At 68.9% G+C, this 20,741-nt stretch carries 18 protein-coding genes; 6 read left to right on the top strand and 12 right to left on the bottom strand.

Annotation, left to right across the window (positions count from 1 at the left end):
- The first annotated feature begins 347 nt into the window (after positions 1-347).
- Together FHS55_RS15140 and FHS55_RS15135 are read left to right on the top strand one after the other, a co-directional pair.
- Positions 348-1,625, top strand: coding sequence for an FAD-dependent oxidoreductase (locus FHS55_RS15140; protein ID WP_183190597.1), 1,278 nt, complete (start codon positions 348-350; stop codon positions 1,623-1,625).
- Positions 1,622-2,131 (top strand): dihydrofolate reductase, encoded by a 510-nt coding sequence (locus FHS55_RS15135; protein WP_183190596.1) that lies wholly within the window; start codon positions 1,622-1,624, stop codon positions 2,129-2,131. Before FHS55_RS15140 ends, FHS55_RS15135 begins: the two co-directional genes overlap by 4 nt.
- An 18-nt stretch (positions 2,132-2,149) precedes the next feature.
- Here FHS55_RS15135 and FHS55_RS15130 read toward each other — a convergent pair whose 3' ends face one another.
- From FHS55_RS15130 to ispH, 5 genes are all read right to left on the bottom strand, one after another.
- Positions 2,150-2,845, bottom strand: coding sequence for a tetratricopeptide repeat protein (locus tag FHS55_RS15130; RefSeq protein ID WP_183190595.1), 696 nt, complete (start codon positions 2,843-2,845; stop codon positions 2,150-2,152).
- 106 nt (positions 2,846-2,951) lie between these two features.
- Positions 2,952-3,077: a type B 50S ribosomal protein L36 gene (ykgO, locus tag FHS55_RS15125; protein WP_013167868.1), complete on the bottom strand. Its 126-nt coding sequence runs from the start codon at positions 3,075-3,077 to the stop codon at positions 2,952-2,954.
- A 178-nt stretch (positions 3,078-3,255) separates the two neighbouring features.
- Positions 3,256-3,777, bottom strand: coding sequence for a ribonuclease HI (gene rnhA / locus FHS55_RS15120; protein ID WP_183190594.1), 522 nt, complete (start codon positions 3,775-3,777; stop codon positions 3,256-3,258).
- Positions 3,777-4,742, bottom strand: a complete 966-nt coding sequence (locus tag FHS55_RS15115; protein WP_183190593.1) for a homoserine kinase — start codon at positions 4,740-4,742, stop codon at positions 3,777-3,779. Before FHS55_RS15115 ends, rnhA begins: the two co-directional genes overlap by 1 nt.
- 48 nt (positions 4,743-4,790) lie before the next feature.
- A complete protein-coding gene (gene ispH, locus FHS55_RS15110) occupies positions 4,791-5,768 on the bottom strand; it encodes a 4-hydroxy-3-methylbut-2-enyl diphosphate reductase (protein WP_183190679.1) in 978 nt (325 codons plus the stop codon).
- A 310-nt stretch (positions 5,769-6,078) separates the two neighbouring features.
- On the opposite strand from ispH, the gene FHS55_RS15105 reads away from it, so the two are divergent.
- On the top strand, positions 6,079-6,786 hold the full coding sequence (locus tag FHS55_RS15105) for a DUF1013 domain-containing protein (RefSeq protein WP_183190592.1): 708 nt from the start codon (positions 6,079-6,081) through the stop codon (positions 6,784-6,786).
- A gap of 69 nt (positions 6,787-6,855) precedes the next feature.
- On the opposite strand, the gene FHS55_RS15100 is transcribed toward FHS55_RS15105, so the two are convergent.
- Together FHS55_RS15100 and FHS55_RS15095 are read right to left on the bottom strand one after the other, a co-directional pair.
- Positions 6,856-8,787 (bottom strand): propionyl-CoA synthetase, encoded by a 1,932-nt coding sequence (locus FHS55_RS15100; protein ID WP_183190678.1) that lies wholly within the window; start codon positions 8,785-8,787, stop codon positions 6,856-6,858.
- A gap of 393 nt (positions 8,788-9,180) precedes the next feature.
- Complete coding sequence (locus tag FHS55_RS15095; RefSeq protein WP_183190591.1) at positions 9,181-9,357, bottom strand: YdcH family protein; 177 nt, start codon at positions 9,355-9,357, stop codon at positions 9,181-9,183.
- Between the two features lie 245 nt (positions 9,358-9,602).
- Between FHS55_RS15095 and FHS55_RS15090 the strand changes: the two genes are divergently transcribed.
- On the top strand, positions 9,603-9,812 hold the full coding sequence (locus FHS55_RS15090) for a YdcH family protein (RefSeq protein WP_183190677.1): 210 nt from the start codon (positions 9,603-9,605) through the stop codon (positions 9,810-9,812).
- Positions 9,813-9,985: 173 nt separating this feature from the next.
- Here the strand turns inward: FHS55_RS15090 and FHS55_RS15085 are convergent, their stop codons facing one another.
- Together FHS55_RS15085 and FHS55_RS15080 are read right to left on the bottom strand one after the other, a co-directional pair.
- A complete protein-coding gene (locus tag FHS55_RS15085; protein ID WP_183190590.1) occupies positions 9,986-10,471 on the bottom strand; it encodes a peroxiredoxin in 486 nt (161 codons plus the stop codon).
- Positions 10,472-10,605: 134 nt separating this feature from the next.
- Positions 10,606-11,487: a protein-disulfide reductase DsbD domain-containing protein gene (locus tag FHS55_RS15080; protein ID WP_246340165.1), complete on the bottom strand. Its 882-nt coding sequence runs from the start codon at positions 11,485-11,487 to the stop codon at positions 10,606-10,608.
- A gap of 134 nt (positions 11,488-11,621) precedes the next feature.
- Between FHS55_RS15080 and FHS55_RS15075 the strand changes: the two genes are divergently transcribed.
- On the top strand, positions 11,622-12,248 hold the full coding sequence (locus tag FHS55_RS15075) for a YqgE/AlgH family protein (RefSeq protein WP_183190589.1): 627 nt from the start codon (positions 11,622-11,624) through the stop codon (positions 12,246-12,248).
- Positions 12,249-12,483: 235 nt separating this feature from the next.
- Here the strand turns inward: FHS55_RS15075 and FHS55_RS15070 are convergent, their stop codons facing one another.
- The 3 genes from FHS55_RS15070 to FHS55_RS15060 form a co-directional block, all read right to left on the bottom strand.
- Positions 12,484-15,858, bottom strand: coding sequence for a putative bifunctional diguanylate cyclase/phosphodiesterase (locus tag FHS55_RS15070; RefSeq protein WP_246340186.1), 3,375 nt, complete (start codon positions 15,856-15,858; stop codon positions 12,484-12,486).
- A gap of 342 nt (positions 15,859-16,200) precedes the next feature.
- Positions 16,201-17,253: a tetratricopeptide repeat protein gene (locus FHS55_RS15065; RefSeq protein ID WP_183190588.1), complete on the bottom strand. Its 1,053-nt coding sequence runs from the start codon at positions 17,251-17,253 to the stop codon at positions 16,201-16,203.
- Positions 17,253-17,882 (bottom strand): thiamine phosphate synthase, encoded by a 630-nt coding sequence (locus FHS55_RS15060; RefSeq protein WP_246340164.1) that lies wholly within the window; start codon positions 17,880-17,882, stop codon positions 17,253-17,255. Before FHS55_RS15060 ends, FHS55_RS15065 begins: the two co-directional genes overlap by 1 nt.
- Positions 17,883-18,260: 378 nt before the next feature.
- Between FHS55_RS15060 and FHS55_RS15055 the strand changes: the two genes are divergently transcribed.
- Positions 18,261-20,729, top strand: coding sequence for a carbohydrate-binding family V/XII (locus FHS55_RS15055; RefSeq protein ID WP_183190586.1), 2,469 nt, complete (start codon positions 18,261-18,263; stop codon positions 20,727-20,729).
- The last annotated feature ends 12 nt before the right edge of the window (positions 20,730-20,741 follow it).

Genomic DNA, 20,741 nt, shown 5'->3' with positions numbered 1-20,741 from the left:
GCTGCGGCGGGAACGGACAAGCCGGAGGGTGGGAAATCCGCTTCCGGAAAGTCTGACGCGGGCAAATCTGAGTCCGGCAAGGTCGATTCGGGGAAGTCGGGGTCGGTCAAGTCCGGTTCCGGCAAATCGGGTTCCGGCCCGTCCGGCACCTTCCCCTCCGACGAGGATGGGGATGGCAAGGATGGTCCGCGATCCGGCGCACAGGTTGTGCGCCTCGATGCCTTCCGCAAGAAATAAGGCACCGCGCGCCGCGTCGCCGGAGCCATCGCCCCCGCCATTGCCTGTCGCTGGAACGCAGCGGCGGGCATTCGCGCCAGGCGGGACCACGCCCGAAGAAAGAGTGCCCCGTGAGCCACCATCATGACGTGATCGTCGTCGGCGCTGGCGCCGCCGGCCTTGCTGCGGGTGCGCGGCTCCATCGCGCCGGGGTCGATGTGCGGGTGCTGGAAGCGGCAACCCGCATCGGTGGACGAGCCTTCACCGACACCGAGACGTTCGGCGTGGCATGGGATCGCGGCTGCCACTGGCTGCATTCGGCCTCGGTCAATCCGCTGCGCGCGGCGGCCGATGATCTGGGCCTTGCCTATCTGTCGCGCGGCTCGCGGCAGGCACGCGCCACCCATCTGGGCACGCGCTGGGCGGATGAGAGCGAGCGCGATGCCGCCTGGCGGGTGATCGACAGCGCCTTCTCCGCCATCAAGCGGGCGGGTGAGGCGGGGCGCGACATCGCCGCCAGCGACGTTCTGGAGGCGCCGGAGCCGTGGACGCGGCTGGCGCGCCACTGGATCAACCTGATGTCGGCGACCGAGCCGGAGCGGCTCTCGACGCTCGACTATGTCGCCTATTCCGACACGGGCGAGAATTACCCGGTGGAGAAGGGCTATGGCGCGCTGGTGCAGTCGGTGATCCAGCGCCTGACGCCGACGCTCGCCGTCACCACCGGCTGCCCGGTGACGCGCATCGACTGGTCGGGCCGGGACGTCGCGCTGGAGACGCCGCTTGGCCGGCTGACCGCGGGCCAGGTCATCGTCGCGGTGCCCACCAGCGTCATCGCGCGGGGCGGGCTGGCCTTCGCGCCGCTGCTGCCGGCCGACCTGGCCGAGGCCTTCGCGGCGCTGCCGCTGGGTGCGGCGGAAAAGGTGGCGTTCCATTTCGACCGCGACGTGTTCGGTGTCGCGGCAACCAGCTATGTCGACACGATCGACCTGCGCGATCCCACGCGCCGGCCGATCAACTTCGTGCTCAACCCGTTCGGCGCGCCGATGGCGATCGGCCAGCTCGGCGGCGACAATGCGGCGCGGCTGGTGGAGGCGGGTCCCCGGGCGATGGAGGATTTCGGCCTCGCCGCGCTCCAGGATGCGTTCGGCGCGGACATTGCCCGCCATGTCACCGGCGTCGCCACGACGTCCTGGGTGGCGGATCCGTTCATTGGCGGCGCCTATAGCTGCGCGCTGCCGGGCTTCGCGCATGTGCGCGCCCGCCTGTCGCAATCGCTGGGCGAGCGCGTGCGCTTCGCCGGCGAGGCGGTGTCGCCGCATGCCTATTCGACCGCGCACGGCGCCTATCTCACCGGCCTCGCCGCCGCGGATGCCGCTCTCGCCTTGCTCGGAGGGCGTACGGCGTGAGCGTGCTGACGCTGGTCGCGGCGGTGGCGGAAAACGGCGTGATCGGACGCGGCGACGACCTGCCGTGGCACATTTCCAGCGACCTGAAGCGCTTTCGCGCCATCACCTGGGGCAAGCCGATCCTGATGGGGCGGCGCACCTTCGAATCCATCGGCAAGCCGCTGCCGGGCCGCACCAGCATCGTCATCAGCCGCGACGCGGGTTTTCTGCCGCCGGCGGGCGTGAGGGTGGAAGGCTCTCTGGACGCCGCGCTGGAGGCCGGCGCGCGGGTAGCGCGGGAACTGGGCGTCGACGAGATGGCGGTGATCGGCGGCGCGCAGATCTATGCGCTCGCCTTCCCGCACGCGCGGCGGCTGCGCCTGACGCAGGTGCATGCCAGCCCGGAAGGCGATGTGCATTTCCCGCGCTTCGATGCGGGCGAGTGGCGCGAGGCAAGCCGCGAAGGCCCCTTTCAGGGCGAGAAGGACGAATATCCGTTCAGTTACGTCGATTACGACCGGGTGTGATCGGCCGCGGGGCCGGAATCAGATCGGCCGGCCCTCGACGCTGAGCGACAGCGTCTTCTCCATGTCCTCGACCGATTCGAGATGGGGATAGATGGCGAGCGCCTGTCGTGCCGCCTCCAGCGCGTGCTTGTCGTCGCCGATCTCCTTGCAGATGATGGCGATGCCGGCCCAGGCGCCATAATGGCGCGGCTCGCGGGCCACGACCTGACGAAGATCGATCAGCGCGTCGGCGAAATCTTCCTTCAGGTAGAAGACCGTGGCGCGCTTGTTCCAGGCGTCGAGATGGTCGGGGGCGACGCGCAGCACGCTGTCGAGCAGCTGGATGGTGAGATCGAAATCCTTGGTCTGCAGCGCCTGTGTGGCGCGGGCCATCAAGAGATCCGCCGTATCGCTGCCCGAGGGGGTGAGAGCGATGTCGATACGGTCGGCGATGCTCTTGGCCGCTTCCTTGGTCGGCGCCACCTTGAGCGCGGCGAACAGAGCATCCAGCCGCTTGCCATGGTCGGGCTCGGCGCGGCCGGTGTCCAGCGGGCGGGCGCCATCCTTGCCGGCGGCGTCGGGGGATTTCTCGAGCGCCCGGTCGGCGTCCGTCTTCAGCTTGGGGATCTCGACCTGAAGCGGCGCGCGCGGCGCCGGCGCCGTCGAATCGCTCGGCGGCGTCAGGGCGAGGGCGGGCGTCGCGGCGAGGAGAAGAACAGCAAAAAGGGCGCGCATGGCTCCTAGTCTAGGAGCAATGGCGCCCTCGTCAATCGCGCGCTCCACGGGCCGCGAAAACGTGATCGCGACCGGTAGAGTGAAAGAGAACCCGCCCTGCGGCGGATCAGCCCTGACGCGCCTTGAAGCGCTTCTGGGTCTTGTTGATGATGTAGACGCGACCCTTGCGGCGCACCAGACGGTTGTCGCGGTGACGGCCGAGCAGCGACTTGAGCGAATTGCGGATCTTCATGACACGTAACCTTCGGATCGGTGGTGCTTGCGCACGAGACGGCGGCTCGATGGCCGCGCCCCGATCCGCGAGCGTCAAATTAGAGGCCGGCTGATAGCGGAGGGCAGGGGCCTTTGTCAATTGCAGTGCGGGTTTTTCCCCGATCGAGGCCGATCCATGCCGGCCCCGGACGGTGGTTTCAGCGCTTGTAGGGCGCCATGCCGGCGCGGGCGAGCTCATCGGCGCGCTCGTTCATCTCGTCACCCGCATGGCCCTTCACCCAGTGCCAGCGGATCTCGTGGCGCGCGATGGCCGCTTCCAGCTTTTCCCACAGGTCGACATTCTTGACCGGCTTCTTGTCGGCGGTGCGCCAGCCATTGCGCTTCCAGCCGGCGATCCACTTGGTGATGCCGTTGCGCATATATTCGCTGTCGGTGTGCAGATCGACCGTGCAAGGGCGCTTCAGCGCCTCCAGCGCGGAGATCGCCGCCATCAGCTCCATGCGGTTATTGGTGGTGGGCGATTCGCCCCCGCACAGTTCCTTCGCCGTGCCGGCATAGCGCAGGATCGCGCCCCAGCCGCCGGGACCGGGATTGCCCGAACAGGCGCCGTCGGTCCAGATCGCCACGATGCCCTTGGGCGCCTCCTTGGGCTCGTCCTTGGGCTCCTGCTTCGATGCATCGTCGGAGAACACGCGGGCCGTTCCCGGTGCGCTTTTCATCAGCCCACTCCGTAGTCGCGCGGGCTCTGTGCCGCGCGGTGGAAGCGCAGCTTGCGCAGATATTCCAGCGGGTCGTGCGGGCGCACCAGCGCGCCGGACGGCACGTTCAGCCAGTCGACCAGGCGGGTGAGCAGGAAGCGCAGCGACGCCCCGCGCGCCAGCAGCGGCAGCGCGGCGATCTCGGCCTCGTCCAGCGGCCGCTCGGCCTGATAGCCGGCGAGCAGCGCCCGCCCCTTGGTGAGGTTGTAGGCGCCGTCCGGCTCGAAGCACCAGGCATTCAGGCAGATGGCGACGTCATAGGCGAGGAGGTCGTTGCAGGCGAAATAGAAGTCGATCAGCCCCGAGAGCGTGCCATCGGTGAAGAACACGTTGTCGGGGAACAGGTCGGCATGAATGACGCCGGTGGGAAGCCCCTTCGGCCAGTTCGGCTCCAGCACGGCGAGTTCATCGGCGATGAGCGCGGCAAGGCCCGGGGCGACGGTGTCGGCGCGCGCGCCCGCCTGTTCGAACAGCGGCCGCCAGCCGGCCACCGAGAGCGCGTTGACGCGGGCCTGCGTGGTGAAGTCGGCTCCCGCCTTGTGCAGCCCGGCCAGCGCAGCGCCGAGCGCGGCGCAATGGGCGGCGCTCGGCCGGCGCACCGAGGTGCCGATGAGGAAGGTGGCGATCAGCGCCGGGCGCCCGGCGAGCGTGCCCAGCGCCACGCCCTCGCGGTTGCGCACCGGTTGCGGGCAATCGATGCCGCGCGTCGCCAGGTGCTCCATCAGGCCGATGAAGAAGGGCAGGTCGGCCGGGTTCACCCGCTTCTCGTAGAGGGTGAGGATGAAGCTGCCGGCCTCGGTCTGCAGCAGGTAGTTGGAATTCTCCACGCCCTCGGCAATGCCCTTGAAGGCGCGCAGGCGGCCAAGCTCATAGGTGGAGAGAAAAGCCTCGAGCTCTTCCGGGGTGACGTCGGTGTAGACGGCCATGGGATGGTTGGGCAACTCGCTGGTGTGGCGCGGGGCGATCCGCGGGGACTATTCCGCCGCGTCGGCGCGCAGCTGCCGGGGCAGGGGAAAGAACACGTCTTCGTGCGCGGTGTGCACGGTCTCCACCTTCACCGCGAAGCGCTCGGCAAAGGCATCGATGACTTCCTCGACGAGGATCTCAGGCGCGGAGGCGCCGGCCGTGACGGCGAGCGAGGAAATGCCGCCGAACAGGCTCCAGTCGATTTCGCTCGCCCGCTGCACCAGCACCGCGACCCGGCAGCCGGCGCGCTCGGCCGCCTCGCGCAGGCGCTGCGAGTTCGATGAGTTGGGCGCGCCCACCACGATCAGCGCATCGACCTCCGGCGCCACGCGCTTGACCGCTTCCTGCCGGTTGGTGGTGGCGTAGCAGATGTCTTCCTTGTGCGGCGCCACCATGTTGGGAAAGCGCTCGCGCAGGATCGCCACGATGCCGGCTGTGTCGTCGATCGACAGGGTGGTCTGGGTCGTGAAGGCGAGATTGTCCGGGTCACGCGGCACGAACAGGCGGGCCTGCTCGGCGGTTTCCACCAGCGAGACGGCGCCCGCCGGCAGCTGGCCCATGGTGCCGATCACCTCGGGATGGCCGGCATGGCCGATCAGCACCACTTCACGCCCGCGCTTGTGATGCACCGTCGCCTCGCGATGCACCTTGGTGACGAGCGGGCAGGTGGCGTCGATAGCGTAGAAATGGCGCGCGGCCGCGTCCTCGGGCACCGACTTGGCAACGCCATGGGCGGAGAAGATCACCGGCGCGCGGGTGCCGGCGGGCACCTCGTCGAGTTCCTCGACGAAGATCGCGCCCTTCGCCTTCAGGCCCTCGACGACATATTTATTGTGCACGATCTCGTGGCGGACATAGACCGGCGCGCCGTGGATCGCCAGCGCCCGCTCGACCGCATCGATGGCCCGCACCACGCCGGCGCAGAAGCCGCGCGGGGCGCAGAGCATCACGCGCAGGGCGGGTTTGTCGCCGGCCTGATCCGTCATCGAAGGATTCGTCATCGGGGATCCGTCATCGAGCGGTTCATGGCGGTTCGGTTCCTCCGCGGCCCGCCGCAGCGGCCTCTCACCGTCATGGTTGGCGATCCCCGCCCTGTCAAGCGCGCGGCCCGGACGGGCGCATCGGACGCGGCGACGGGGGCGTATTTCTTTGGATTTGCAGGACGGCGCGCACGGGCCTATATTCGGGTTATCCCGGTCATCGCGAGACGGTCCGAGGCTTCGCCCCGACAAGGCGGCGGAGCGCGTGAGAGAGTTTGCGCGGCCGTATGAAGCACATTGGATGGAGACGCGCCCCATGGCCAACGCACCGCTCATGCCGAAGGCCACCGCCGTATGGCTGGTGGAGAACACCGCGCTGACCTTCGACCAGATCGCCGATTTCTGTAAGCTCCACGTGCTCGAAGTGAAGGGCATCGCCGACGGCGAAGTGGCGCAGGGCATCAAGGGCAGCGACCCGGTCACCACCGGCCAGCTCTCGCGCGACGAGATCGAGCGGGGCGAGAAGAATGCCGCCTATCACCTCCGGCTTCTGGAATCGAAGGTGCGCCTGCCCGAGCCCAAGCGCCGGCGCGGGCCGCGCTACACGCCGGTGTCGAAGCGGCAGGATCGGCCGAACGCCATCCTCTGGCTGCTGCGCAGCCATCCGGAGCTGAAGGATAGCCAGATCATGCGGCTTGTCGGCACCACCAAGCACACCATCGAATCGATCAAGGAGCGCACCCACTGGAATGCGCAGAACCTGACGCCGATGGACCCGGTGACGCTCGGCCTGTGCTCGCAGATCGATCTCGACATCGAGGTGCAGCGCTCCTCGAAGGACCGCCCGGCGACAATGGTCACCGCGGAGGGCTCGACGCTGCTCCCCGCCGACGTCACCACCGGTCCCGGCGCCATGGAGGAGCCTTTCGTGCCCCAGCGCAAGCCGCGCGAGGAGCCCATCGACCTCGAGACCGTGTTTGCCAAGCTTGGCGGCTCGCGCAAGACGGCTACCGAGGAGGAGTGATCCTTCTCCGCCGGCCGGCATGCAAAGGGGGCCTCGCGGCCCCCTTTTTCATGAGGCACTGGAGCTCACTCAGGCGGCGGAGACCTTGGTGAGGCCGCGCGCGTGCAGCGCGTCGGCAATCTCCTCCAGCGAGGTCGGGTCGTCGATCGTGGCGGGCATGTTCCACGCCTGCGCATCGGCGATCTTCTTCATGGTGCCGCGCAGGATCTTGCCCGAGCGCGTCTTCGGCAGGCGGTTCACCGTGATGGCGATGCGGAAGGCGGCGACCGGACCGATGCGCTCGCGCACCAGCGCGACGATCTCCGCCTCGATCAGCGCCGGCGAGCGGTCGACGCCGGACTTCAGCACGAGAAAGCCGCACGGCACTTCGCCCTTGAGCTCATCATGGATGCCGATGACCGCGCATTCCGCGACGGCGGGATGGGCGGCCAGCACTTCCTCCATGCCGCCGGTGGAGAGGCGATGGCCGGCCACGTTGATGATGTCGTCTGTGCGGCCCATGATGAAGAGCTGGCCGTCCTCGTCGCAGAAGCCGGCATCGGCGGTCTTGTAGTAGCCGGGAAACTCGGCGAGATAGCCTTCGGTGAAGCGGAAATCCTGCCGCCACAGCGTGGGCAGGCAGCCCGGCGGCAGCGGTAGCTTGATGGCGATCGAGCCCATCCGGTTGGCACCGAGGGGGTGGCCGCCCTCGTCGAGGATGTCGATCTGGTAGCCCGGCATCGGCACGCCGGTGGAGCCGATCTTGATCGGCAGCGCGCCCAAGCCCACCGGATTGCCGGCAATGGCCCAGCCGGTTTCGGTCTGCCACCAGTGATCGACCACGGGCACGGCGAGCTTGGCCTGCGCCCATTCCACCGTGTCGGGGTCGGCGCGCTCGCCGGCGAGGAACAGGTTGCGCAGCGACGAGCGATCGTAGCGCCGCATCAGCAGCCCCTCGGGGTCTTCCTTCTTGATGGCACGCAGCGCGGTCGGGGCGGTGAACAGCGCGCTCACCCTGTATTCCTCGATGACGCGCCAGAACACGCCGGCATCGGGCGTGCCCACTGGCTTGCCCTCGAACAGCACCGTGGTGCAGCCGGCCAGCAGCGGGGCATAGATGATGTAGGAATGGCCGACCACCCAGCCAATATCCGAGGCGGACCAGAAGACCTCCCCCGGCTCGACGCCGTAAAGCCCCGACATCGACCAGCGCAACGCCACCATGTAGCCGCCGGTGTCGCGCACGACGCCCTTCGGCTTGCCGGTCGTGCCCGAGGTATAGAGAATGTAGAGCGGATCGGTGGCGGCGAGCGGAACCGGCTCGGCGCCGCGCCCCTCAGCCATCGCGCTGGCGCGCAGGCTTGCCCAGTCATGGTCGCGCCCGGGCAGGAGCTGGGCCTGCGTCTGCGGGCGCTGGAATACGAGGCAAGCCTCGGGTTTGTGCGTGGCCATGGTCAGCGCGAGGTCGAGCAGCGGCTTGTAGGCGACGATGCGGCTGGGCTCGATGCCGCAGGACGCCGAGAGCACGAGCTTTGGCTGGGCGTCCTCGATGCGGCTGGCAAGTTCCGCCGCGGCAAAGCCGCCGAACACCACCGAATGCACCGCGCCGATACGGGCGCAGGCCAGCATCGCGAACACCGCCTCGGGAATCATCGGCATGTAGATGACGACGCGATCGCCCTTCTCGACGCCGAGATCGCGCAGCACGCCGGCCAGCGTGTTCACTTCCGTGAGCAGTTCGGCATAGGTGATGGTGCGCTTGGCACCGGTGACGGGGCTGTCATAGTGGATCGCCGCCACCGCGCCGTGACCTGCCGCGACGTGGCGGTCCACCGCGTTGTGGCAGACATTGGTGACGCCATCGACAAACCAGCGGCCATAGACCCCGGCGGCGGGGTCGAAAATGGTCCGGGGCTCGACATACCAGTCGATGGCACGCGCCGCCTCGCCCCAGAAAATGTCCGGATGTTCGATCGACTGCGCGTAGGCGGCGGGGTAGCGGCTCTCCTGCGGGGCAGGCATCGAGATGGGCATCGAGTTGGGTATCGACATGGGCGTTCTCCTGGAGCGACATTTTCTTGCTTGAACTGAATTTCACGGCTCATGACCGGCAATTCAAGAACGCTCAAATGCTTACGACCTTGGTCGTGCCCCGGGGTCATCGCGTGCGGAGGGGCCTGCCGTACCATCGGGGTGGCAGGCGGGCAGGCGGACAGGCGTGCGGCGCCGTGGGCGCGCGCGGTCCTTCAACGCGAACCGCCGGCCCTGAGGAGCCGGCGGCGGATGTCTTCGCGGATGGCGCTCAGCGGAAAGGCGCTCTGTCTGCCCGATGTGTCCGCCGCCGGGCAGAATGCCTCAAGCCGCTGGAGCCGTCCGGGTTTATGCTAATGCATGGAAATGTTGCGCCGGGGCTGGTTAGTGGAGGGTTGCTCCCCTGAGCCGCGTGATTTCGTCCTTCAGCAGAAGTTTCCGCCGTTTCAGATCGGCGACACGGGCGTCATTCGACGCCGGGCGGTTTATCTCTTCCTTCAGTTCGCGCTCGAGTGCCTGATGGCGCCGCTCAAGTTCCGTGACATGCGCCTGCATGGACATGGACATTATCTCCTGTCGTCAGATGCGGACGTCATCAGTCTGTCACGAGAGCTTCGCGCTGTCGACGACACGATGCGCTGCGCTGCAGCACGCAGGACGGCGCGCCGGTCCATGGCGAGGTGGCTCGTGGCATGCTCCAGTGGTTGCGGAAGCTGTTGCGACCGGGCCCGTGGCCGGTGATACTGTCCGCCACGCCCCGGCTGGAGGGGCGACTGAGTTTGCGGATCAGGTGTTTGGCAGAACAGATGACGGCGGCGGATGAGGAACGGGAGCAGAGGGCTCTCCTCGAGCGCCTGCGGCAGGAGCATCGCGATCTCGACGTGGCGATCGCCGCGTTGCAGGAGATGCCGGGCAGCGACCAGCTGCAGCTGGCGCGCTTCAAGAAGCGCAAGCTGCTGATCAAGGATCGCATCGGCTATATCGAAGACCAGATGTGCCCTGACATCATCGCCTGAGCGCGGAGGCGGCCCCGCGCGCCTCAGGGCGCGTGTTCTCCGCGTTTTCGGACGGGCGCGATTTCGGACGGGTGCGATTTGGCGCGACCCGACGGCCAACCTTCGTGGAGCCGGCTGTAGGCGGGCGATTGCGGCGGCCGTCCACTCCCTGCGGCGAGGACGGCCGGCACGTCTCAGAACTGCGTCAGCAGCACGTCGGCATTGGTCTTGTCGGCCTTGCTCGGCACGTCCTCGACATTGAGGATCAGCACCTCGCCATCGTCCACCACCGCGGAATAGCGCTTGGAGCGCACGCCGAGGCCGGCGGCCGACGCGTCGAAATCAAGGCCGATCGCCTTGGCGAACTCGCCATTGCCGTCCGACAGGAAGATGATCTTGCCGCCGGCATTGGAGGCCTTTTCCCACGCGGCGAGCACGAAGGGGTCGTTGACCGCCGTCACCGCGATGGCATCGATGCCCTTGGCGAAGAAATCGTCGGCGCGGGCGATGAAGCTCGGCAGGTGATTCTTGTGGCAGGTGGGTGTGAAGGCGCCGGGAACGGCGAACAGGACGACCTTCTTGTTCTTGAAGATCTCGTCGGTGGATTTCGGAACCGGGCCGTCCTCGGTGGCGACGCGGAAGGTGACGCTCGGCAGCTGGTCGCCGACCTTGATCGTCATTGGGTGTTTCCTTTCAAGCGCTGGATATGCGGGCGGTCGCCGGGCCGCCAGCCGGCGCCGCGCCTGTGTCGCGCGCGACCCGTCGGCCCGGTCGGCCGGTAGAATAACCGTTTCCCATTGATCGGGAAGCGTTTTCAGCGTGCGGAAAGGGGGGCGTCCACCTCGACGGCGCGTGTGCCGTCGACCAGCGTGAAGCGCAGCCGCGTGGCCGCGATGTCAGCCCCCTTTGGCACGCCTTCGACCGGCAGGTGGAACACGGTTTGTCCGTCCGGGCCGGGCTCGCGGGCGGGCAGCGGCAAGGCCCAGTCCTCGCTCGGCCCCTCGACGAAGAGGTCGGCGGTATCGGGATTGGCCACGCGTGCCACGACGCGGATGGTCTGTCCGTGCTCGCCGGCGGGGGCGGGGCCGAGGTCGGCCGTCTCCAGCGCGGTGGCGCCGCCGGCACCGAAGGTTGCCAGCTGCGGCACGGTGGAAAGCGCGGCGGCGAGCGCGGGCGGGGTGGTCGGCGCGCCGCCGGCCGGAAGCACCAGGGTCACCTCGGCAGTGGCCGGCTGGCAGATCTTCGCGCATACCGCGAAATCGAGAGTGAGGCGCAGATCGACCGGCTTGCCGGGATCGCGCGGCGTCACCCGGAAGGGCAGGGTGACGTCCTTCTTGTAGCCGATCGAGAAGCTGCCGCCGTCGTCGAAGCGGACCGGCGCCGGCCAGAGGATCTCCACCCCCGTCACATTGTCGGAGCCCGACCAGTCGAAATGCGGCGGAACGCCGCTGTCGCCGGGATAGCGCCAATAGGTTTTCCAGCCGGCACCGAGCCGGATCTGCACGCCGCCGGTGACGATCTCCCCGTCGCGGGGGCCGGCGAGAAGCCGCACCGCCGTACCGCTCGGCGCCGTCCAGGGGGAGCTGATGTCCTCAGAGCTGACCATCGGCGCGCTGTCCGCCCGAGCGGGTACGGCGCCGGGGAGCGCGGCCATGAGGGCGGTGAGGGCGAGGGCGAGGCGTGCGGGCGAAACCATGCTCTGGCGATAGCCTCTCGCGCCGCTCCCGGAAAGTCTCGCCAGCGCACTTTCATGTGAGGGCCGTTCCGCGCCGGAATCTTCGCCCGCACGCGGCCCTTGCAAATGACCCCGCGAGGATTAGGCTTTTACTCATGTGGATTGGACGAGAAAGCCGCGAGAGGTCCGGCGGCGGTTCGGACGGGGCCTATCTTGAGGGACAGATGCTGGTTGCCATGCCCGGCATGCGCGACGAGCGCTTCGCCCGTGCTGTGATCTATCTGTGCGCGCATTCGCCCGAGGGGGCGATGGGCATCATCGTCAACCAGCCCGCGCCCAACATCAAGTTTTCCGATCTCCTTGTGCAGCTGGATGTCATTCCGCAGGAAGATCGCATTCACCTGCCGCAGCGCGCCGGGGGCGTGAAAGTGCTGAAGGGCGGGCCGGTGGAAACCGGGCGCGGCTTCGTTCTGCACAGCTCCGATTTCTTCATCGAGGATTCGACGCTGCCGATCGATGATGGCATCTGCCTCACCGCCACGCTCGATATCCTGAGGGCCATCGCCGCCGGTGGAGGCCCCGCGAGCGCGCTGCTCGCGCTCGGCTATGCCGGATGGGCGCCGGGGCAGCTGGAGAACGAGATCCAGCAGAATGGCTGGCTGCACTGCCCGGCGGACCAGACGCTGGTGTTCGAGGCCGAAGCGAGCGTGAAATACGACCTCGCCCTGCGCAAGATCGGCATTGATCCCGGTATGCTCTCCCCCGAGGCCGGGCACGCCTGAGGCCGGGCCGCCCGCAGGCTGGAACGCGCGGGCGAGACGCCACGGGCGGAGGCCGGCAGCGGCCGGTGGCGTGCCGAGCCCTTTCCGAACGATCATGTTCGTCTGTTCAACCCGGCAGGGCTTTGCGCGTGAACGCCGCGCGCTACCCGCTCTGGAGACGTGCCCTCCAGACGTGCCCTCCGTCGCAAGCGCGGCTCTGAAAAGCCCGCCTGCGTGCCTGGCAAGAGGCGGGGCCTTATCCCTGCTGGGCCGGCTTGGTCACCGCCGGAGGCTTGGCCGCAGCAGGCTTCGGTGCTGCGGACGGGGCGGGGACACCGCGGGTGCCGGCCTCTGCGGGTGAGGTGGCGGCGGGTGAGGTCGTGGTGGCTGAGGTCGCGGTGGGTCGTGGGGCCGCGCGCGGCGGGGCGGCGGTCGCCGGCGCACCGGCAAGCACGTTCGCCAGCTGTTGCAGGCTGGCCGTCGCGCTGCCTGTCGCGGGTGCGGCCGACGCCGGGGCAGAATTCGGCGCAAGGGTAGAATTCGGCGCAGGCGTCCTTGGCGCGGGCGGCCTCAAGGATGCGGGCTTCAAGGGTGCGGGCCGGGCATCCGGCGCCTTGGTCTCTGCAAGCTTGCCATCCGCAACCTTGCCGTCCGCCGGCTTGGCCGGTGCGGGCCTGGCGGCAGGCTTGCCGCCGCGCGAGAGCAGGCGGCTGCGTTCCAGCAGCGAGGCCGGGGCGGAATCGGGCTGAAGCTGCCGGCGTGCATCCTCCGCCGACATGGGCTCGCCGAACAGGTGGCCCTGTCCGTAGCGGCAGCCGAGGCGGGCCAGCGCGGAAGCGGCCTGCTCGCTTTCGATGCCTTCGGCGACGATGTCCATGCCGAGGTCATGCGCCATGTTGATGATGGTGCGCAGGATGACCGGGCGCTGGGCCTTGTTGCCGTTGCGCCCCAGCGCCTTCATGAAGGTGCGGTCGACCTTGATCGTGTCGAATGGGAAGCGCTGGAGATAGGCGAGCGAGGAATAGCCCGTGCCGAAATCGTCCAGCGAGAGGCCGGCGCCAAGCTCGCGCATGCGCAAGAGGATCTGCGCGGAATATTCCGGGTTTTCCATCGCCAGCGATTCGGCCAGCTCCAGCTTCAGCGTGCCGGGGGCCACCACGTTGCGGGCGAGGATTGCCTTGATGTCCTGAAGCAGGTCGTGGCGCAGCATCTGCCGGGAGGAGATGTTCACCGAGACGAAGATCGGCTCGCCACGCAGGATGCGCTGCCAGCTGCCCAGCTGGCGCGCGGCGCCGTCGAGCATGAACAGACCGATATCGACGATGAGACCGGAATCCTCGGCAATGCCGAAAAAATCGGCCGGCGCCAGCGTGCCCAGCGTGGGATGCTGCCACCGCACCATGGCCTCGAAGCCGGCAATGGCGCGCGTCGAAAGATCGACCACCGGCTGGTAGACGATGCTGATCTCCGAGCGCTCCAGCGCCTGGCGCAGATCCGCTTCCATCGTGAGCCGGTCGAGCTTGTGGGTGCGCATCGAGGGCCGGAATACCTCGATGCGGTCGCCGCCCACGCGCTTGGCGAAATACATCGCCAGCTCGGAATCCTTCATCATCTCGTCCGGCGTCCGGCGCTGTCCGTCCGCGAGCAGCAGGCCGATCGAGGCGGTGATGAAGATCTCGCGGTCGCCGAAGGTGATGGGCGCGCGCAGCGTGCGGCGCAGCGTGTCGGCGAAAGCGGTGATGCGCTCGGGATCGCGCTCGGACATGAGGATGAGCGCGAAATGGTCGCTGCCGAGGCGGGCAAGCGTGTCCTGCTGCTTGGTCAGGCGCATCAGCCGGCGCGCGACGGTGAGCAGGATGGAATCGCCCGCCGGCATGCCGAGGCTGGCATTGACCTGCTGGAAGCGGTCGATGTCGATCAGCATGACAGTCGGCTTCAGCGTCTCGTCGGCGCGGGCAAAGCCGTTGGCGGAGGCGAGGCGGTCGAGAAACAGTTCGCGGTTCGGCAGGCCGGTCAGGTTGTCGTGCACCGCGTCATGCAGCATCCGCTCCTCGGCGGTGCGCATGTCGGTGACGTCGGACAGCGTGCCGATGCAGCGCACCACTTCGCCATCGGTGCCGACCACCGGCCGGGCGCGCAGGTTGAACCACATGTAATGGCCGTCATGCGCGCGCAGGCGGAAATCCTGGTCGATGCGCCCGCGCCGCTGGTCCAGCAGACCGTCCAGCGTGGCGCGGAAGCGGTCGCGGTCCATCGGATGGATGATGTCCAGCCAGCCGGCGGCCTCGGTCTCCAGCGTGCCGTGCTTGAGGCCGAGCATGTGCTCGGCTTCCGGGCTCACATGGATGCGATCGGTGTCGACATCCCAGTCCCAGACGATATCGCCCGAGCCCGCCACGGCGAGCGCGCGGCGCTCTAGTTCCTGCGTGCTGCCGGCCACCGAGCCGGTGCCGGCGAAGGCGTGCTGCATCACCGTGAAGCCGATCAGCATGACGATCAGCACCAGTCCGCCGAGCAGGGCCGGGGCGACGAGGTCGTTGCCGATGCGCCCGGACACCGCCATGCCGGCGGTGACCACCCATACGACCAGCAGCAGCAGGGTCGGGATGATCAGCACGGCGCGATCGTAGCGGTGCAGGGCGAGCCACAGCACCACGGCGAAGCCCATGATCGACACCACCAGCAGCGAGGGCCGGGCGATGCCGGCCGCCGCCGAGGGGTCGAGCAGCGCGAGGCCCACCAGCGCGGCGAGGAAGACCAGCCAGCCGGCGGTGATGTGCGCATAACGCACGTGCCAGCGGTTGAGGTTGAGATAGGCGAACAGGAACACGACCAGCGTGGCGGCCAGGATCGCCTCGCCGGCCGCGCGCCAGAACTGCTGCGCCAGCGGCGAGATGCCGAACACTTTCGACCAGAAGCCGAAATCGAGGCCGATATAGCCCAGCACGGCCCAGGCCAGCAGCGCCGCGGCGGGGAACATCGCACTGCCCTTCACCACGAACAGGATGGTGAGGAACAGCGCCAGCAGGCCGGCAATGCCGATGACGATGCCATTATACAGCGTGAAGCTGTTGACCTTGTCCTTGTAGGCCTCCGGTTCCCACAGATAGAGCTGCGGCAGGTTGCCGTCGGCGAGTTCCGCCACCAGCGTCACCGTCGCGCCGGGATCGAGGGTGATGAGGTAGACGTCGGCGTCCGGCGCGTTCTGCCGCTCGGGGCGGAAGCCCTGGCTGGCGGTGATGTTGAGGATGCGCCGGTTGCCCAGATCGGGCCAGAACACGCCGGATCCGACCATGCGATAGTGAGGCGCCACGATCAGCCGGTCGACCTGCTCGTCGGTATTGTTGGCGAGGGCGAACACCGCCCATTTGCTGCCATTCGGCCCCGGCGCGACCGAGCGCACCTCGATGCGGCGGACGATGCCGTCGGCGCCCGGCACGGTGGAGACCTGGATGCGGTCGGTCTCGCTCGTATGCCGCTCGATCGCCGGGGCGAGATCGACCACCAGCGCGTCGAGGCGGATCGCCACCGCGTCCAGCGCGCGGGCGACCGACGCGGGGAACGCGCTGGCCAGCACCAGCGCGAGCGCGGCGAATGCCAGCTGCCCGAGGGCTGGCCGGCGCACCGGCATACGCAGCGGGAAACGACGGAAGAAGGCCAAACGGCTACCTCTGGTTCTGGCGTTGGGTCCGGTCGAAGGCCAAGACGAGTTTCATGCCGAGTTTCATGCCGAAATTCGGAACGATATCCGGTCGCGTGGCCGGGGGATCGTTCCTGCGTTGCCCGCTTCCCTCGGTGACGCCCTGCGATGAGTAGCGGCGACGCGCGGCGGGAGCAAGGCGTGGGCGGCGGCGATGCGCGCACATTCCGTGGGGAAGGTCTGTCCCACGGCCGGCGCCCCCGCTTCGGAGCCTGTAGCCGCGGCAGCCTGATGTCGCTGGCGCCGCGCAAGCCCGTGTCCGCGGGCTACCGGCTACGGCGCCTGCGGCTGCGTCTCCGGCACCGTCCAGGTCTTGATGCGGGTTTCCAGGCTCGCGCGCTCCTCTGGCGTCAGTTCGTTGACCATCTGGGCGAGCATGAGATCATCGAGCTTCTGCGCCTTGGCCGCGAGGTGCCATGCGGCGGCGGAGACCTTGTCCACCGGCACGCCGCGCCCGGCGGAGAGAATGCGGGCATAGCGGTTCTGCGCGATCGGGTTACCCGCCAGCGCGGCCTTGTGGAAGAGTTCGGCGGCGCGAGCCTCGTCCTTGGGCACGCCGTCACCGTTGAACACCATGATGGCAAGCTCGGTGGTGGCGACCACATTGCCGAGCTGGTCCGCGCGCATCAGCAGGCGCGCGGCCTCGCGCGGGTCCTTGGGCACTCCGTTACCGTCGCGATAGAGCGTGGCGAGGGCATAGATCGCGTCCGGCTGGTCCTTGTCGGCGGCGCGGCGGAACCAGTCGGCGGCAATGGCCGGCTCGCGCGGTGCCAGCTGGCCCTGCAGGTAGACGAGGCCGAGATTATAGGCCGCCGCGACATTGCCCTTTTCGCCCGCCTGCCGCAGCAGGTCGATCGCCTCTGTCCTCTCCGCGCCCTCGCCCGATATGAGCTTCATCGAGCCCAGCGTGAACAGCGCGTCGGCGCTGCCCTTGGCGGCGGCGGCCTCGAACCATTCACGCGCGGCCGTGCTGTCCTGGCGCACGCCGTAGCCCTGCGAGAGCAGTTCGCCCGCCAGCACCATGGCGATGGGATCGTCCTGCGTCCTGGCGCGCTCGACCGCGAGACCCAGCGCGGTTTTGAATTGCCCGCGCTGATAGGCGCCATAGGCGGCATCCTGCGGGGAGGGGGTGGCCGGCGCCGTGGTGCCGGCATCGAGCTGGATCCGGGCCGGCGCCTTGGTCGGCGTGGCGCCCGTGCCGGGCGGCAGCGCCGTCACCCCCGGCGGGGTGGTGTCCTTGTCCTCGGCGGCCACGGGCGAGCCCGCGCCTGCGGCGAGCAGTGCCGCGAGGCATCCCAGGAGGGCCGCAGCGGACGGCAGGCGCATCAGCCGGCTCCCCCGCCCGCCAGCGCGCCCGCCAGCGCCAGCGCGCCCGGGTCGTCCAGCCGGTCGGCATCCACCGCGATGAAATCGGCACCGATCGCGACCAGCGCGACAACTTCCTCCAGCGTGCGGGCATAGGCGACGCAGGGCGGCTCGAACAGCTGCACCCACCATTCGGCGCGCTCCAGCGTTGTCTCGAAGGGCGGCCGGCGGCCCTGGGCGTCGGGCTCGCCGAACATCACGTAATCGGCACCGGCCTCGGCCGCGGTCATCGCGTCATGCTTGCTGCGCAGGCCGCCGGCGCCGGCAATGCCGTCCGGGCGCAGGGCGGGAAGCGCGGCCTTGAGCGCCTCGTTGCCGTCGAGATGCGCGCCGTCCGCCCCCAGCGTCGCGCCGAGCGCGGCATCCGCCTCGATCAGGCAGGCGGCGCCGATATCCTGGCTCGCGGCGACGAGCGGGCGCAGGGCCGTGGCCGGCTGGTCGGCCCCCGCCCGCAGCAGCACCGCCGCTATGTCGACCTCGCCACTGGCGCGGCGCAGCCCGTCCGCCATCCGGGCGGCATCGGCCACCGGCAGGGCGGGCACGAGAACATAGAGGCGGGGAGCGATCGGGGCGGGTGCGGAGCGGGCCATGGGAATGTCTGATGAACTTCTGAAAGCCATGCCGTAGGATGGCGGCGAAAGCGCGGCATAGCTCGCGCGTCCAGGGGGATGATGTTTCCCTGCTGTCTAGAGCATTTGTCCGCCCGTTGGAAACAGCCGATCGAAGCCGGGGGCGTTCGTACGTCCGGCATCGCGCCTCGGGCCCGCTCCGCCCGCCGCCCCGGGGCGGGGAGGGCAGTGCGCCGTCGTGCCGTGCCGCCCGTAGCGCGGTAAGGTTTCCTTCGGGCTGTCGGCAAGCTGTGCGCCTCAGCGATCTCCCTCACTTCACGGTCGTTGCATGAGAATGCTAGACCTTGCCTGACGCCAATCGGCCGGCCTGCCGCCGGCTGTCCGCTCCCTGGGGGAAACATGGTCCTTCGACCCGCCTATCGCTTCGCGGCCCTGCTGGCCGCCGCGACATTCCTCACCGCGCCGGCCCTGGCGCAGCAGCCGGCCGCGCCCGCCGCGCCGGTTGCCACCAGCGCCGCGCCGTCCGCGATTCCGCCCGGCCTCGCCTGGCCGCGCAGCTTCGATCTCGGCGACAAGGTGCTGCAGATCTACCAGCCGCTGATCGAGCAGTGGAACGGTGACCAACTGGCCGGTCGCGCCGCCATCGCCATCGGCCCCAAGACCGGCACGCCGACCTATGGCATCGCCCGCTTCACCGCGCGCGTCGCGGTCGACAAGCCCTCCAAGCTCGCCCAGCTTGGCCCGATCCAGATCACCAAGGTCGACGTGCCGACCGACCCGACGCAGGACACCGCGCTGATGAGCGCGCTGCAGTCGCACATTCCCGCCGGCGGCATCACGGTCGCCCTCGATCATCTGTTGACCAGCTATGCCGCCTCCAAGGAACTGACCCAGGCGGAGACGCAGCCGGTCGACAATACGCCGCCGAAGATCATCTTCGCCGACAAGGCGACCATCCTCGTGCTGGTGGCCGGCACGCCGGTGGCCAAGCCGATCGACGGCGTCACCGGGTTCCAGCGCATCGTCAACACCCATCCGCTGATCCTCGTGGATGCCGCTGGCGGCTATCACCTGCAGGCGGCCGGCAACTGGTACCAGGCCAAGGCGATCGAAGGCCCATGGACGCTGGTGCGTGCGCCCGATCCCGCGCTCGAGGCGGCCGGCAGCACCGCGAATTACGAGGAGGCGGCCGCTTCGCTTCTGCCCGCGAACGGGCAGAAGCCGGCGACGCCGCCGGCCGTGGTCGTGTCCACCGGCCCGGCCGAGTTGGTCATCACCGATGGCGCGCCGCAGATGGTGCCGGTGAGCGGCACGTCGCTGCTGCGCGTCGGCAATGCCGATCACGCGATCATCCTCGATCCCTCCAGCAACCAGTATTACGTGCTGATTTCCGGCCGCTGGTTCCGCGCCGCCGGCCTCGGTGGACCATGGGCCTTCGTGCCGGGCGCGAGCCTGCCGGCCGACTTCAAGAAGATCGCGCCGACCGATCCGGTCGCCAACGCGCTGGTCGCTGTCCCCGGTACGCCGCAGGCCAAGGAAGCGGCGATCGCCGCTACCGTGCCGCAGACCGCGACCATCAAGCGCGATACCCAGCTCACCATCCAGTATGACGGCGCGCCGCGGTTCGAGCCGATCAAGGGCACCATCCTGTCCTATGCGGTGAACACCCGCACGCCCGTGATCAAGCTCGACGCGACGCGCTACTATGCGCTCGTGCAGGCGGCGTGGTTCGTCGCCAATGCGCCGACCGGCCCGTGGTTCGTGACCGAGACGGTGCCGGCGGCGATCTACACCATCCCGACCTCCTCGCCGCTGCACTATGTCACCTATGTGCGCGTCTATGCCTCGACCGCCGATGCGGTGACGGTCGGCTACACGCCCGGCTATCTCGGCGTGATGCTCGAGCCGGGCGGCACGGTGGTCTACGGCACCGGCTATGACTGCGTCGGCTATATCGGCTCCTACTGGTATGGCTGCCCGGCCTCCTACGGCGCCAATGCCGCTTTCGGCTGGACCGACGGCTTCGCCTTCGGCTTCGCGGCGGGCTATCCCTGGGGTGCCTGGGGCCCGGCCTGGGGCCCCTATTGGGGTCCCGGCCCGTGGGGCGGACCGTGGGCGGGCGTGAACGTCAACGCCACCAACATTTACGGCCAGTGGGGCGCCAATGCCGCCTATGCCCATGCCTGGGGCTACAACCCCTGGACCGGCAATGAATGGGCCGGCCGTGCGGCGAGCGGCGTCACCGCCAACGGCACCGCGTTCCAGGGCCGTTCGGCCGCCGCCTTCAACCCGTGGACCGGCAATTATGCCGGCGGGCGCGAGGGCTCCTTCTTCAACCCGGCGACGGGCGCGGAAGGCGCGGCGCGCGCGGGCGCGGTCGGCAATGCCTATACCGGCAATTTCGCCGCCGGCCGGCAGTCGGAAGCCTATAACCCCACCACGGGCGTCGGCCATGCCTCCGAGACCGGCGTCACCGACACCAACGGCCATGTCAGCGTCGACAGCCGCGGCGTCGCCGGCAATGCGCGTACCGGCAATGCGGTGGCGTGGAACAATGGCAATGTCTACACCGACCATGACGGCAGCATTCACCAGTACGACGCCAATAATGGCTGGCAGCACCAGACCATCGACGGCTGGCAGCACGACACCGACGCGGCGCAGACCGACCGGCTGGACCAGCAGCGCCAGTTCCAGAGCTACGGCGACCAGCGCGTGGAGAATTTCGCGCGCGGCGGCGGCTTTGGCGGCGGCGATTTCAACGCCGACCATTTCGGTGGTGGCGATTTCGGCGGCGATCGCTTCGGCGGCGGCGGCGGTTTTGGCGGCCATTTCGGCGGCGGCTTCGGCGGCGGCTTCCGCCGCTGAGCGGCCGACCCG

The organism is Ancylobacter tetraedralis (genome assembly GCF_014195655.1).
Taxonomy (GTDB): Bacteria; Pseudomonadota; Alphaproteobacteria; order Rhizobiales; family Xanthobacteraceae; genus Ancylobacter; species Ancylobacter tetraedralis.
Note: the sequence above shows the minus strand (reverse complement) of the source record. Positions and strands in the feature narration are given on the sequence as shown.